This window comes from Arenibacter flavimaris, assembly GCF_030291335.1.
In the GTDB taxonomy this organism is placed as follows: Bacteria; Bacteroidota; Bacteroidia; order Flavobacteriales; family Flavobacteriaceae; genus Arenibacter.
Window position 1 is genome coordinate 21,907 of sequence record NZ_JASWIM010000006.1, and the last position, 13,841, is coordinate 35,747.

Here is a 13,841-nt window from a genome sequence, read left to right on the forward strand (position 1 = left end):
TTGGCAAACTTTTCCAGAGTTGGAAAGTTTTTAATTTGATTTATTTTTTTAATGAAAAAGGTTTATTTGGATAGTGCCGCTACCACTCAGGTTAGACCGGAAGTCATCTCTAAAATGCAAGATGCCCTGGCAAGTTGCTATGGTAATCCATCTTCTTCCCATGGTTTTGGGAGAACAGCTAAAACGGCTATTGAAAAAGCAAGAAAAACCATCGCTAAGTATTTAAACGCACACCCATCGGAGATAATCTTTACTTCGGGCGGTACCGAGGCGGACAATATGATACTTAGGTGCAGTGTTCGGGATCTTGGAATAGAAACCTTGATTACTTCCAAGATAGAACATCATGCGGTATTGCATACGGCCGAGGCGCTCGCTAGGGAATATGGTATTGAACTATTGTTTGTGGATTTGGATGGAAATGGAAATCCAGATCTTGCCCATTTGGAGTCGCTGCTGAAAAGGGATGACAGTAAGAAAATGGTTAGCCTAATGCACGTGAACAATGAAATAGGAAACATATTGGATATATTGGCCGTTGGAAAACTATGTCTGGAACACAATGCCTTATTTCATTCGGATACGGTGCAGTCCATAGGACATTTCCCATGGGATGTGCAGAAAACCAATGCCCACTTTTTAACTGCTGCAGCCCATAAATTTCATGGCCCCAAGGGGGTCGGATTCGCTTATATTAAAAGAAACACTGGTCTGCAACCCTTGATTTTTGGAGGATCTCAAGAACGCGGTTTTAGGGCGGGAACCGAACCATATCATAATATAGTAGGCTTGGAAGAAGCCTTTATAGCGGCTTACGACCACTTGGAAGAGGAAAGTGATTATGTGTTGGAGCTAAAAAGATATTTTATAGAAAAATTAACCAAAGCCATTCCCGATGTAGCCTTTAATGGACTTTCCGGGGATCTGGTGGGCGGTACCTATACCTTGGTGAACGTGCGCCTACCTTTTGATTCTGAAAAGGCATTGCTGTTATTGTTTCATTTGGATCTTAAGGGAATTGCCTGTTCCAAGGGCAGTGCATGCCAGTCCGGTAGTGACTTGGGTTCGCACGTGCTTGCGGAAATTCTTTCTCCTAAGGACTTGGAAAAACCTTCTTTGCGTTTTTCGTTCTCAAAATACAATACCAAAGAGGAGTTGGATTACGTTGTTGAGGTGTTAAAGGAATACGGTTCCAATTAGTTCTTTTTGCGATCTCTAGGGCGTTCCCTGTCATAAGGGAATTTTCTGGAAGCCAATTTCATCATGAGATCGATGAGGTCTGTAGTGTTTTTACCAGATTTCTTATTGATTTGCTTTTCGTATTTCCAAAGCAATTTGCCGGTTATACCGTCACTTATTTTTACGCCTATTCGCCCATAATTGGAATCACCGTTAATATAATCAAGAAGGCTAAATTCTGTAGGGACACCTTTGGATAGAAGTACATTTAGGTCCAATGTGCCGCTTATGATACCATTCACCCCTAAAATTTGTGCTAGTTCCTTTACGCTGTAAACATCGATATTGTCATATGAAATACCATTTTGTTTTAAGATGGCATTGGTGTTTTTAATATTCTGGAACTCTACGGAAAATTTCTTTTTCTTTTTTCTTTTGGAAAAATAGGTTTCCAAGGCATCCTGTACTGCGTAGCCCTCCTTTTGTTCCAAATCTTTTAACTCCTTACTTGATATTTCATCCTTCAATTCCAGGTTGGTCAGGAATGGGATAATGGCCAAATTATTATGATCTTGGCTCAATTCGTCAAATTTTTCACTTGTATAAATGTTCTTTTGGGCGGACACACCTAGGCTAAGTAAGGTGAATATTATTATAGCAATATTTTTCATCTATAGCAATTTGTTCTTTTTGGACTGCACACAATCATGATTTATCTATGGGCGGGCCTTAACAGGCTTAACACCCAATGTGCTTGTCGATGTTGTCATTAAAATTTATATTCTGTACTAAAAACGCATCTCGATTTTAATATTCAAGACACGTCCGGTCATAAAATTGGGTACGGCAAATTGTTGTTCATTTATCAAATCCCGGACCCAGGTGTTGGTTATGGAATTTTGGTTGTTGAACAAATTAAATATTTCAAAGCCACCACTTAGATCCTTGAAAACCCTTAAAAAGGAATTTTTGTCATTGGATTTATTAGCTCCTACAAAAATATAGGAAATTCCTAAATCTGCACGTTTATAATCCTTTAATCTATTTTGATAAAGGTATGGATCCGTATAACTTGGTGAACCTCCGGGCAGCCCTGTATTATAAACCAGGTTTAAGTACATTTTAAGGTCCGGTACCTCTGGCATATAGTCCTGAAAGAGTATGCCTACTTTTAACCGCTGATCTGTGGGCCTCGAAATATACCCCCTTTCATTAATGTTTTCCTCTGTTTTAAGGTAGCCTAAGCTAAACCATGACTCCGTACCTGGAACAAAGGCACCATTTAGCCTTAATTCTGCCCCGTATGCATACGCCTTTGCATTGTTTTGTGCTGCATATCGTATACGGACATCTTCTAAGTTATAGGGGTTTACATGCGTCATTTTTTTCCAATAGGCCTCAGCGTTCAGCGTAAATGGTCTTTGCCACAATTTAAAGCTGTATTGGTTTCCATATACTAAATGATAGGATTTTTGGGCCTCCACTTCAGGATGAACAGTGCCATTGTAATCTCTTAATTCCCTGTATAATGGCGGCTGTTGGTAGACTCCGCCAGAGAGCCTGAACAGCATATCCTTTGTCCAGTTTGGCTTAATGGAAAACTGGGCCCTGGGACTAAATATGGTATGGGAGTCGTTTCTAAGGTTTTTAGCATTCACTGTCCAATGGCTGACCCTGGCCCCAAGGTTATAGTAAATATTATGTTCGTGCCATTCTGTTCTTTGGCTGTACTGCACAAATCCGGAGAGTTTATTGGTGTTTACCGAATTCCTGGCAATAATACCCTCATAAGGCACTAAGGTTGCTTCAAAAGGTATCTCTGGTTCATTTCGATTATAACCGGAATTAGGAGGTCGTACCATATACCCCAGAGAGTCTATGAATTCTGATTCCCTAATTTGATCTCTAATATCGGTGTGCTCCAGTTTCAGGCCCCATGAAATGACCTTCCCTCCCTTGGAATGGCTGCCCTTATGCTCTAAATTGAAGATTTTGGCATCCAGATCATTTCTGGCCCGATTGTATTGTGTGGCCAATCCATTTATAGGGGTAGGTTCCCCGGGGGATTCCACCTCAAGACCATCATTTATCTCGCTTAGCCGGTATTGGGATATTACATCGGAATATTCTTGCTCCCTATTAAAGTAAAGGGAGGATATAAGTTTTAGGGTAGTTCTTTCATTTAATTGGTATTCCGCTTTAAGGGCATTTAGGTGGGTCCTATACTGGTTTTTTTCATTTCCGGCATAATGGACCGTCAAAGTCTTTATATCATTCAATGTTCCAAAATTCGTCTGTCTGGTAAATGGTTGGTTTCGGTAATTGTTGATCGAAATATTTCCCAGGTAACTAAGTCGTAATTTGTTGGAAAATATATAGGTTGTATATTGTTGGATATCGAAAAAAGATGGATCATAGTTGCCAATGGAATTCTGACTATTCACAAAAAGGCTGTTGTCCCTGGATCTGACGCTGGTTAAGGAGGATAGTTTCTTGTTTTTGGAAACGCTTTCCAATGTAGTGGAAGTTCCTAGACGGGTCGCGGTAACTTTAAGTCCGAAATCTACAGCTGTCTTATAGCTGATATCTAGGACGGAAGAAAGTTTATCGCCGTATTTGGCCTGAAAGCCCCCTGCGGAAAATTGCAGGTTTCCTATCATATCACTATTTATAAAACTTAGACCTTCCTGTTGTCCCGAGCGTATAAGAAAGGGCCTGTAGATTTCGATGTCATTGACGTACACCAAATTCTCATCAAAATTGCCCCCCCTAACCATGTACTGGGTACTGAGCTCATTGTTGGAGGAGACCCCGGGCAAAAGCTTTAAGATATTCTCAGCGCCTGCATTAGGTCCCGGAATATTTCGCACCATATCTGATGAAATAGTGGTAATTCCCTTGGCGTACCTACTGCCTACAGGGGTTACCACAACCTCGGCAATAAGTATCGCCTTATTTTTTAGAACGGGGTTAAATTCATAATTTTCATTGGTATTCAGAATGAGATCTTTAAGAATTAGTTTTTCGTTGCCCAGATGTGAAAAAGTTATTGTTGTTTCCTGGTCCGCTATAATTTCCAATATATAAAACCCGTTTACATCGGAAAAGGTTCCTTGGTTTTTGGACGCAATATTAACATTGGGCAAAGGAGTTTGGTTTTCGTCGAAAACCACACCGGTTATGGTAGCCGTTTGTGCCTTTAGAGTGGTTGCCGAAGAGGTTAGAACGACAAGAAAGAATAGTTTTAAAAGTCTCAATGTTTCATTTTCTGTAAAAAGTACTTGTGAAAGTACTGCTATTACCAACATTATCGGTAACCACTACTTTCAAATCACATTGTTTTTTATCCAATATAAGATCATCAAAATTATAGGTAATGGTATTTGTCTTTGGCTCATATTCCAAAAGAATCCATTCGCCATTAAGGGTTGCATTGTAACTATTGATACCACTTAGGTCGTCCGTAATTTTTAAGCTCAAATAACTGTAGTTGGTAAGCCATTGTTTGTCCTTAAAATTTTTCGGTCCAATCTGTGGAGCAACAGTATCTTTCGCCAAGGTATAGGTTCCCAGATTCCTGGTTCTTGTTGTAAAGGTAGTGCCCCGTTTATAGGTGGAGGTGTAATTTGCATCCCTATTATTGTCCAATCTACCAATGAACAGTTGTTTCCTTTCCTCTTCCGAATATTTTGAAGCATCAAAGGTTATTGTGAAGTTTCTGTGTACCGGTACCTTGCTATTGTGAATTGTAATAGTATCCTGTCCACTTTTTAAATCGATATAAAAATTGTCATAAAACGTATTGGCCGGGAAATACACTTTTGCGGCACCCAAATCAAAATTGTTAGGTTTTTTGGCAATAATATAGTTGTCCGTTTTCTCTTCAATTTTTGGAATTTTAATTTCTTCAAGTTTTCCTTCCACCGGTATGATCAATTTGGTAAGATTACCGGCAAGATCATAAATGTGAATTTCCACATTATACGATAAGCCTTCACTTACTTCTATTTTGCCATTGTTGTAAATGGTCTTGTAAATGCCCAAAAGGTTGCTTTCGTCCTTAAAACACTTTTGTATCCTTTCCCTATAGGTGCTGTAATGGTCGTAGTCTATTAAGGTGTTTATGTATCTGCTTTCGGTAAATGAGAATGCCTCAAAACTGAATTCGGTGTATAATTTTCCATTCACTATCTGTTTCACTGAATAAACTCCGTTTTTGTTGGCGGCAAGGTCTTGACGATCAAAGGCATTAATTCCAAATCCAATGGTGCCAAGGGCAGTAACCTTGTCCGCTAGATAGGTGCCATCACTTTGTCTATGGTATTTTATTTTAATTTTTTCCTGACTCTGATTTACTTGAGCGTTCTCAGAAAGTGGGTAGCCATAAACATTTAACAGAGTGGGGTCTGTAGCGTCCCTAACCTGCATTCCATATAGAAGTGGATTTGTCGGCATTTCAGAGGCGCTATTTCTAATTTCAAAATGCAGGTGGGGTCCGGCAGATCCACCTGTATTTCCCGTGAAGGCCATAAGATCACCTTTCTGAACCTTAAGCTCAGAAAATTCGGGAAAAATTTCCACTTCAAAAGATTTTTTCTGGTATTGGACCTTCTTTACGTATGCTTCTATTTGGGGCGAAAATTTTTGAAGATGTCCATAAACAGACGTATAGCCATTGGGATGGGCAATATAAAGTGCTTTTCCATATCCCCATTCCGAAACTTTTATTCTGGTAACGGTACCCTCACCTATGGCGTAGACCGGTAACCCCTGACGTTGTTGGGTTTTTATATCGATACCTGCGTGAAAATGATTGGAACGCAGTTCTCCGAAAGTTCCAGAAAGAACAATTGGAATATCCAAAGGGGATCGGAAAAAATCCTTTGGATAGGGTGCTTGCCCATAAATCATTGAGGTAAATAGAAAAAATCCTAAAAAAAAGCCTTTCATATTGGTGATAATTGGTACGAAAGTAATTAATACCATTCTAATTCAAAAAAAAGTCTGTGTTATATAATATATAAAAAGGGTCAATTATTTTTATTAAATTGAGGTTGGAAATTTTACTTTAAGAATAAATGAAAAAAGAATTGCTAAGTATAAAGAGGTGTGTTAACTTTGTGTAAAATGCATTGATATTTGCAAATGAGTGAATTGGTAGATATTGTTGATTCTTTAGAAAATAAAATTAGTAAGTTGTTGCATAAGCTGGAGCTCTTGCACCATACCAATTTAAAATTGGAAGAAGAATTGGTTGCTGTAAAAAATGATCATGAGGCTACAAGGGTTTCAGTGAATGAATGGCAGGAAAAATACAATTCACTAAAATTGGCGAGTTCTATGCTGGGTAGTGATACGAATAAGACCGAAGCGAAGCTTAAAATAAACACATTGATTAGGGAGTTGGACCATTGTATTGCCCAACTTTCAGAATAGTGTAAATAAACATTATGGCAGAGAAGCTCAAAATTAAGCTTTCTATAGCAGATAGGGTATATCCCTTAACAATTGATCCTCTACAGGAAGAGGGCTTAAGAAAGGCCGCTAAGAATATAGAACAGCTGGCAAAGAAATTTGAGCAAAACTATGCCGTAAGGGATAAACAAGATGTGCTGGCCATGTGCGCACTTCAGTTTGCCTCCAAGATTGAGCAAAAGGGAATAGACCATTCAGAAGGTGTAAAAGAAGCTGCAGAGCGATTAAAAGCACTGAATATGTTGGTTAGTTCCAAGCTAGGGATGAAATAACGTTCTTTAAAATAAATAAAGTTACTGCCCACATTGGTAATTAATTTTTGACAAACTCAACACTAATTTGTTTGAAAAGGGTGAGTTTAGATTGTAAAAGCAGGCCTTACCCGTATAAGGATCCTTGAGCAGTCTGGTAGCCCTAAACCTGTTTATCGGGGTTTGTACAAAACTTCCATCAATGTGGGCTTTTTTTATAAATAATTTTCAAAATAAATATGGATAGTATAGCAATAATAATAGGATTGGTTGGATTGGGAATTGGATTTGCCATTGCAAAGTTTATGGAAAAGGGCAAGGCTTCCAAGACCATTGCCAGCGCAAAAAAAGAGGCGGCCAATATAATTAAGGAAGCCAATATCGAAGGGGAAAATATTAAGAAGGATAAAATATTCCAAGCCAAGGAAAAGTTCTTGGAACTAAAAGCTGAGCACGAGAAGGTTATTATCAATAAGGACAAGAAAATATCGGAGGCGGAAAAACGTACAAGGGATAAGGAGTCCCAGGTGAGTAGTGAACTTGCAAAAGGTAAAAAATTGGGAGAGCAGCTGGAACATAAGCTGAAAGAGGTGGATTATAAGAGTGAATTCCTGGAAAAGAAACAATCCGAGCTTGATAGACTACATAAAAGCCAAGTACAACAATTGGAGGTAATTTCAGGGCTATCTGCCGAGGAGGCCAAATCACAACTGTTGGAGTCCCTTAAGGATACGGCAAAATCCGATGCCATGGCCTATATTCAGACTACCGTGGAAGAAGCTAAGCTTACGGCCCAACAGGAGGCCAAGAAAATTATTATCAATACCATTCAGCGTATTGGTACCGAGGAGGCAGTGGAAAATTGTGTTTCCGTCTTTAATTTGGAATCCGATGATGTAAAAGGAAGGATTATAGGTCGCGAAGGACGAAATATTAGGGCTTTGGAAGCGGCCACAGGGGTTGAAATTATAGTAGACGATACCCCAGAGGCCATTATCCTGTCCTGCTTCGATTCCGTACGTAGGGAGGTTGCGCGTTTGTCATTGCACAAATTGGTGACAGATGGTAGGATACATCCTGCAAGAATTGAGGAGATTGTTAAAAAGACAGAAAAACAGATAGAGGAGGAAATCGTTGAAATTGGTAAACGTACGGTAATCGACTTAGGGATACACGGCCTGCATCCAGAATTGATCAAGGCAGTGGGTAGAATGAAATATCGTTCCTCCTATGGCCAGAACCTCTTGCAACACTCTAGGGAAGTTGCCAAACTTTGTGGGGTTATGGCGGCCGAGTTGGGAATAAATCCAAAACTGGCCAAACGTGCCGGTCTATTGCACGATATTGGAAAGGTTCCAAACACCGAGGCCGAGGTTGAAACGCCACATGCTATTCTTGGGATGCAATGGGCCGAAAAATTTGGAGAGAAACCCGATGTGTGCAATGCCATTGGAGCCCACCATGACGAGATAGAAATGAAAACACTTATAGCGCCAATAGTGCAAGTGTGTGATGCCATTAGCGGTGCAAGACCCGGGGCAAGAAGACAGGTGTTGGATTCGTACATTCAGCGATTAAAGGATTTGGAAGATATCGCTTTCGGATTTGGTGGAGTGCAAAAGGCATACGCAATTCAGGCTGGAAGGGAATTGAGGGTTATTGTGGAAAGTGAAAAGGTAAGCGATGATAAAGCCGCCGAACTTTCATTTGAGATATCCCAAAAAATCCAAACAGATATGACCTATCCCGGTCAAGTGAAAGTTACCGTTATTAGGGAAACTAGAGCCGTAAATGTGGCCAAGTAAAATATACTGATATTATAAAAGCCTACCCAGAAAGTGTTCCATACGTTTTTGGATAGGCTTTTTTGTATCCTACCCTGGAAATTAATTCGGTATCGTTACATTGTTTTGTTGGTAGGAATTCCTTAATCCAGCCTATAAGGTCTGCTGATAATCTTGTTTTTGTATATGTCCAGTTCCTTCAATCCCATTTTGGTCCATTCGTCCCAACTGGATTGTTGTGATAGGTCACTATATACGTCCGTATCATAAGCGTCCTGTTTTAACTGGAGTTCTTTATGGACTTCATTCCCTATTCTTTCCACGTTCTTTACAAGGTCCTTAAAACTCTTTACCTCGAGCTGTAATCTTTGCGTAAATTTCCGGGCATAGAGTTCGGTAATATCAAAATGTAACTGTTCGTGATTCAATACTAGGGATTGGTTCTTATTATTTTTAAAATAGGACAGTTCGCAATTGAAATAGGTGTCCACTTCAACGATAACTATGTTTTCCTTTGGTTTTATGCGGGTGTTATAACCAAAATAGGCATTTGTGGCGGCAACAAAGGGTTTGTCGTTGGTTGATCCCTTAAAATCGCTCACTTTAAGTTTTCTATCGGGGTTCCAAAGAATTTCTTTTTCAAAGGCTTCGGGATTGGGAACGGAATAGATACTCCCCCTAATTCTATGGCAAGGATTTAAGAGCGCGCTAGGGGGTCTATGTTTTGTTATGTAAATTAAATTACCGCCAATTTCTTTGGCCTGTTTTTCCGCGGCGCGTTTAACTTGTATAAAATCGCAATCCCCGTTAAGGCCCTTGTGTCTGGTTACTATAGTGCCGATTAAAAGGGAATCGCTGAGGTTCGGTTTTTCTTTGGTAAAAATGAATATTGAACTGGGTTGCGGCAATCGGTGGGCAAGGGGCTTGGTCGATTCTTTTACAATTATTCCAGAAGTTCCACAGCTTGTTAGGAAAATAACAAACCATAAAACCATCAATGCACTGACCTCTGTCTTACTAATATGCTCTTGTTTAAATTTTTATATCGGGGTCTATTCTTCGTCTGAGGAGGGGTCTTCTTCATTTTCCGCTTCTTCCGCCTCTTTGATCAAATTATTCTCCAGAATGTTCAATTTTTTTAATTTAGCCTTCCATGTTGCCAGGGAGTCTTTGTGGTTGTTTATATTTTTGATCACTTCTTTTACCACAGGATTGTCCTCGGAAGCATTGGAAAAGAATTGGAGATTGTTTTCCAACTGTCTAATTTCACTCTTGCTTTCGTCTATTTTTCTTCTTATAAAGGTACGTTCATTGGAGATGGCGTAGTCGTTGTCATTATTGGCCAGCTGCTGAATCTTATTACCGTATTTCATGAGTTCCGCTTCCTGTCTGTTGATATCCAATTTTTTGAATAGTGCATCAAGAATTTTGTTAAACTTGGCATTTATGCTCTTTTTGTTGAAGGGGACCCTGCCAGCTTCTTTCCATTCTGCAATAAACCCTTTGATGGTAGCCAAATCCTTGCTCTTATCACCACTAAGTTGGAAGCTCTTTAATTTTTCCAGACAGGCATTTTTCCTGTCAAAATTCTCGGCCTCTTCCTTGTGGGCTTCATTTTTCAAGGCATGTAAACGATCAAAATAATGGTTGCACGCAGTTTTGAACTCCTTCCATATTTTGTCCGAATATTTTCTGGGAACATGCCCGATTTTTTTCCATTCGTTCTGAATTCTCTTCATTTCCTGGGTAGTAGTGTCCCAATCCTCACTATCCTTTAAGGAAACGGCAAGCTCCAACAATGCCTTTTTTTTATCGAGATTGATCTGTTGGTCTTTCTTTAAATTCTTATAGTAGTTATTCTTGTTTCTATTGAACTCACGGACCGCATCCTTAAAACTTGCCCAAGTCTTCTCATTTACTTTTTGGGGTACTTTCCCAGCTTTAAAGAAGGAATCCCGCAATTTTTCAACCTCCTTTATTTGTTGTTGCAATTCTTTGTGACTAGAGGCAATATGGGTGGCTATGGAGCTTATGGATTGGATAATTTCATTTTTCCTTTCCAAGTTTTGTTCATAGACTTTTTCCAAGTCCTTAAAATAATCCTGTCGTCTTTGGTGAAGCAATTTGGTGGCATTGCTAAAACGTTCCCAAATCTCTTCCCTGTGTTCTTTGCCAACAGGGCCAATATCTTCCTTCCAGATTTTGTGCAGGGTCTGAAGTTCTTGAAAGGCTTTGTTTAAATCCTCCATTTGGACCAACTCTTCGGCCCGCACCACTATCTTTAGTTTTTCCTCATAGTTGTGCTTAAAATCAAGGTCCCTAAGTTCCCTATTTAAGTGTAGGAAGTCATAAAATATTTCAATATGGTGATGGTATGTTCGCCAAACATCATTGTAATTGGCACGTGGAATTGGACCTGCATTTTTCCAGCGCTCCTGCAGATCCTTAAAGTTTTTATAGGTTGTGTTTATATCCTCTTCAACATTTACAAGGGCTTTTAGTTCATTGATGATTTCCAGCCTTTGGGAAAGATTGGATTTAAGTCCCTGCTCCAGGTTTTTGTAATAGCTATTTCTTTTTTCACGGTAATCTGCATATACCTCGTTAAACTGTCTTTTGGTGACGGAATTGTAACGGAAATCTATTTCATTTCCCCCACTATTTATAAAGTCTTCCTTCTTTTCATCTATGAACTCCTGAAATTTTTGATCGAACTCATATTTTATGCCATCAACATGCTTTTTTATGGCCTGTACTTTTTCATTCCTTACCAATCGTTGAAGTTCACCAACCAAGTTCTCCATGGACATTGCGTGGTAATCTGGCATGGGAATATGGTGCCGCTGATGGTTGTCGGTGTCTTCGGCATCCTCTGCATTGGATTCATCTATTTCTTCCAGAACATCTTCCTCTTTCTCCAAAGCCTCTTGGCCAGACTCTTCATTGTTGGTGGAATCATCAACAATTATTTCAGAAGTCTCGTTCTCTTTAATGGACGGTACCTTTTCCGGAGCTTTTTGGGTTGACGTTTCTTCCAGTATTTCTTCGTCCTTGGTTTCGGAGCCAATAGAAGCACTTTGGTCTTCCATCATTTCCTTGGTGTTGTTTTCAGAATCTGTTTCACCGGTCTCGGGACCGGGAGTTTTTTTTGTTTCAGTCTCGGCCTCCGAATTATTTATTGCTTCGGTATTTTCTGAGGTTTCCTCTGTACCTACATTATTCTGTAGGTTGTCTTCTTTATCTTCTAACATTTTTATGAATGTTTATAGCTTTCTAAATGTAATGTACGGAAATATAATTACATCTGTCTATATATCAAAGGTAATGAAACTTCTTTTTAAGGTTTTTTTTAAGAGGCTGCTCCTGTATTTTGAGGTTTTGATTGGGGCAATTGTTTCTTATTCTAGGAATTCCATATCTGCCAGGATTTTTCTGCCTGAAATTGGAGCATGTTGGAGCCATTGCTTATTTTACCGCCTTGCAGCTCACCTGCCAATAAAAATGCAGTTTTTTCCGGGTTGTAAATTAGATCGAAGAGCAAATGTTGATCGGTGATGAAGTTGTAAGGTAGGTCTGGCTTGTCGTTTATGTTGGGGTAGGTTCCTAAAGGTGTGCAATTAACAATGACCGTATGGTTATATAACACTTCCTTGTTAAGGTCTGTGTAATTGAGTTGTTGGTCCTTGGGATTTCTAGACACAAATTTAAAGGATATTCCTAATTTATCAAGTACAAATGCCACTGCTTTGGAAGCACCACCTGTGCCTAGGATAAGTGCTTTTTGATGATGTTCCTCAAGATGCGGTTCTATTGATTTTTGAAAGCCATAGGCGTCTGTATTGAAGCCAATTGTTTGTGCCCCATTGATCTTAATAGTGTTCACCGCTCCAATGGCCTGGGCCTCTGGATCTATTTTGGATAAAAAGGGTATAATCTGTTCTTTGTAGGGGATGGTGACGTTAAAACCTTTAATATTGCTGTTTTGTTCCAATACCCTTCTGAACTCGTCAATACGCTCCAAATCAAAATTTTCATAAGAATGATTTTCCAGTCCCAGTTTGGTAAATTTCTTGGTAAAATATCCCCTAGAGAATGAGTAGGAGATATTTTTTCCAATTAATCCAAATCTAATTTTATTTCTTTCTGTTTTTTCCATACCAGTCTAATCCTAATAAAATTAATATCCCAAAAAATATAAAAAAAATGGCCCACCAGGTCTCGGAAGATCCCACATTTGGCAGGAATCTTTCATAATTCTTTATTATCGGGTTACTGTTGGTGTCCAAGAGCAAATTGCCATTGGTATCCGTTTTAAATAAAGTGCGTTTCCAAGGCCATACCACTCCCAAAGAGCCTGTAATGAAACCTATTATAACAGCAGTGGTTATATGTCTATAATGTTTTAGAACGTACGTTAGCAGGTGGGAGAGTGTCACCAATCCGGCAGCAGATCCCGTAGTGAAAACCGCCAATATTTTTAAGGTATTGAGCCGTGTTGGATTTTTAATAAAACTGAAGTCGCCCATTAATATTTCTGAAAAGGTATCGTAAAGTGCATTTACGGAATCTACCAGGAGCAGTACATAATTGCCCAAAAGGATCAGAATAAAGGAACCGGACAGTCCAGGTAAGGTCATGCCGGAGACACTTATGATACCGCAAAAAAATATAAAGACTAAATTGTCGTTTTGTGTAGCGGGATTAAGGAAGCTTATGGATATGCCAATGATCAAACCGATTATTCCCGCCGGGACGGTCTTTTTCCCCCAATGCCCAAAGTCCTTTCCTATGTAGTAAATAGAGCCCAATATCATTCCAAAAAATGCAGACCACACATAGAGCTCATTTCTTTCCAAAAAATAATCCAAAATTTTGGAGACACTGAAATAACTCACCAACATGCCAAAAATAAGAAGGACCAAAAACTGGCCGTTGGTGTAGCGATAAAAGCTTTTTAACCTTCCACTGACCAAGAGTTTAAAGGCTTTTCCATTCACCTTTTGTAGGGAATAGATAAACTCTTCATAAAATCCGCCCACAAAAGCCACAATACCCCCGGATACACCGGGAACTTTGTTGGCTGCACCCATAAATAATCCTTTGATTACAAGGAAAAATTTATCCGTGAATGTTCTGGGGTTTCTCATTTGGG

General features: G+C 39.4%; 11 protein-coding genes and 1 other RNA gene. 5 read left to right on the plus strand and 7 right to left on the minus strand.

What is annotated here, in order from left to right:
* Positions 1-51 precede the first annotated feature (51 nt).
* Entirely contained in the window at positions 52-1,200 is a 1,149-nt protein-coding gene (locus QSE00_RS07070; protein WP_286105436.1) for a cysteine desulfurase family protein, read from the plus strand.
* On the opposite strand, the gene QSE00_RS07075 is transcribed toward QSE00_RS07070, so the two are convergent.
* The 3 genes from QSE00_RS07075 to QSE00_RS07085 form a co-directional block, all read right to left on the minus strand.
* Positions 1,197-1,850, minus strand: a complete 654-nt coding sequence (locus tag QSE00_RS07075) for a hypothetical protein (RefSeq protein WP_286105437.1) — start codon at positions 1,848-1,850, stop codon at positions 1,197-1,199. The two genes, QSE00_RS07070 and QSE00_RS07075, sit on opposite strands and share 4 nt — an antisense overlap.
* Before the next feature lie 117 nt (positions 1,851-1,967).
* Entirely contained in the window at positions 1,968-4,487 is a 2,520-nt protein-coding gene (locus tag QSE00_RS07080) for a TonB-dependent receptor (protein WP_286105438.1), read from the minus strand.
* On the minus strand, positions 4,441-6,129 hold the full coding sequence (locus QSE00_RS07085) for a M23 family metallopeptidase (protein WP_286105439.1): 1,689 nt from the start codon (positions 6,127-6,129) through the stop codon (positions 4,441-4,443). Before QSE00_RS07085 ends, QSE00_RS07080 begins: the two co-directional genes overlap by 47 nt.
* Positions 6,130-6,324: 195 nt before the next feature.
* On the opposite strand from QSE00_RS07085, the gene QSE00_RS07090 reads away from it, so the two are divergent.
* The 4 genes from QSE00_RS07090 to rny all read left to right on the plus strand — a co-directional run bounded on the left by QSE00_RS07090 (position 6,325) and on the right by rny (position 8,710).
* Positions 6,325-6,615 carry a hypothetical protein gene (locus tag QSE00_RS07090; protein ID WP_110358196.1) on the plus strand — a complete coding sequence of 97 codons (291 nt, stop codon included), beginning with the start codon at positions 6,325-6,327 and terminating at the stop codon, positions 6,613-6,615.
* 14 nt (positions 6,616-6,629) lie between these two features.
* The gene (locus QSE00_RS07095; RefSeq protein ID WP_031444722.1) at positions 6,630-6,926 is read left to right on the plus strand and encodes a cell division protein ZapA; all 297 of its coding nucleotides are present in this window, start codon (positions 6,630-6,632) and stop codon (positions 6,924-6,926) included.
* Between the two features lie 54 nt (positions 6,927-6,980).
* Positions 6,981-7,090: non-coding RNA, 6S RNA (ssrS, locus tag QSE00_RS07100), on the plus strand.
* A 54-nt stretch (positions 7,091-7,144) separates the two neighbouring features.
* A complete protein-coding gene (gene rny, locus QSE00_RS07105) occupies positions 7,145-8,710 on the plus strand; it encodes a ribonuclease Y (RefSeq protein WP_286105440.1) in 1,566 nt (521 codons plus the stop codon).
* Positions 8,711-8,832: 122 nt separating this feature from the next.
* Here the strand turns inward: rny and QSE00_RS07110 are convergent, their stop codons facing one another.
* From QSE00_RS07110 to QSE00_RS07125, 4 genes are all read right to left on the minus strand, one after another.
* Entirely contained in the window at positions 8,833-9,684 is an 852-nt protein-coding gene (locus QSE00_RS07110; RefSeq protein ID WP_286105441.1) for a DUF922 domain-containing protein, read from the minus strand.
* A 57-nt stretch (positions 9,685-9,741) separates the two neighbouring features.
* Positions 9,742-11,940, minus strand: coding sequence for a DUF349 domain-containing protein (locus QSE00_RS07115; RefSeq protein WP_286105442.1), 2,199 nt, complete (start codon positions 11,938-11,940; stop codon positions 9,742-9,744).
* A gap of 152 nt (positions 11,941-12,092) precedes the next feature.
* Complete coding sequence (locus QSE00_RS07120; RefSeq protein WP_110358200.1) at positions 12,093-12,845, minus strand: shikimate dehydrogenase family protein; 753 nt, start codon at positions 12,843-12,845, stop codon at positions 12,093-12,095.
* Positions 12,823-13,836, minus strand: coding sequence for a DUF368 domain-containing protein (locus QSE00_RS07125; RefSeq protein ID WP_286105443.1), 1,014 nt, complete (start codon positions 13,834-13,836; stop codon positions 12,823-12,825). The genes QSE00_RS07120 and QSE00_RS07125 overlap by 23 nt, the downstream gene beginning before the upstream one ends.
* Between the last annotated feature and the right edge of the window lie 5 nt (positions 13,837-13,841).

What these genes read in the sequence shown, in the direction of transcription:
- QSE00_RS07070 (WP_286105436.1), top strand. Translation starts at nt 52, where the DNA reads ATGAAAAAGGTTTATTTGGATAGTGCCGCTACCACTCAGGTTAGACCG.
- QSE00_RS07075 (WP_286105437.1), bottom strand. Translation starts at nt 1,850, where the DNA reads ATGAAAAATATTGCTATAATAATATTCACCTTACTTAGCCTAGGTGTG.
- QSE00_RS07080 (WP_286105438.1), bottom strand. Translation starts at nt 4,487, where the DNA reads ATGTTGGTAATAGCAGTACTTTCACAAGTACTTTTTACAGAAAATGAA.
- QSE00_RS07085 (WP_286105439.1), bottom strand. Translation starts at nt 6,129, where the DNA reads ATGAAAGGCTTTTTTTTAGGATTTTTTCTATTTACCTCAATGATTTAT.
- QSE00_RS07090 (WP_110358196.1), top strand. Translation starts at nt 6,325, where the DNA reads ATGAGTGAATTGGTAGATATTGTTGATTCTTTAGAAAATAAAATTAGT.
- QSE00_RS07095 (WP_031444722.1), top strand. Translation starts at nt 6,630, where the DNA reads ATGGCAGAGAAGCTCAAAATTAAGCTTTCTATAGCAGATAGGGTATAT.
- rny (WP_286105440.1), top strand. Translation starts at nt 7,145, where the DNA reads ATGGATAGTATAGCAATAATAATAGGATTGGTTGGATTGGGAATTGGA.
- QSE00_RS07110 (WP_286105441.1), bottom strand. Translation starts at nt 9,684, where the DNA reads ATGGTTTTATGGTTTGTTATTTTCCTAACAAGCTGTGGAACTTCTGGA.
- QSE00_RS07115 (WP_286105442.1), bottom strand. Translation starts at nt 11,940, where the DNA reads ATGTTAGAAGATAAAGAAGACAACCTACAGAATAATGTAGGTACAGAG.
- QSE00_RS07120 (WP_110358200.1), bottom strand. Translation starts at nt 12,845, where the DNA reads ATGGAAAAAACAGAAAGAAATAAAATTAGATTTGGATTAATTGGAAAA.
- QSE00_RS07125 (WP_286105443.1), bottom strand. Translation starts at nt 13,836, where the DNA reads ATGAGAAACCCCAGAACATTCACGGATAAATTTTTCCTTGTAATCAAA.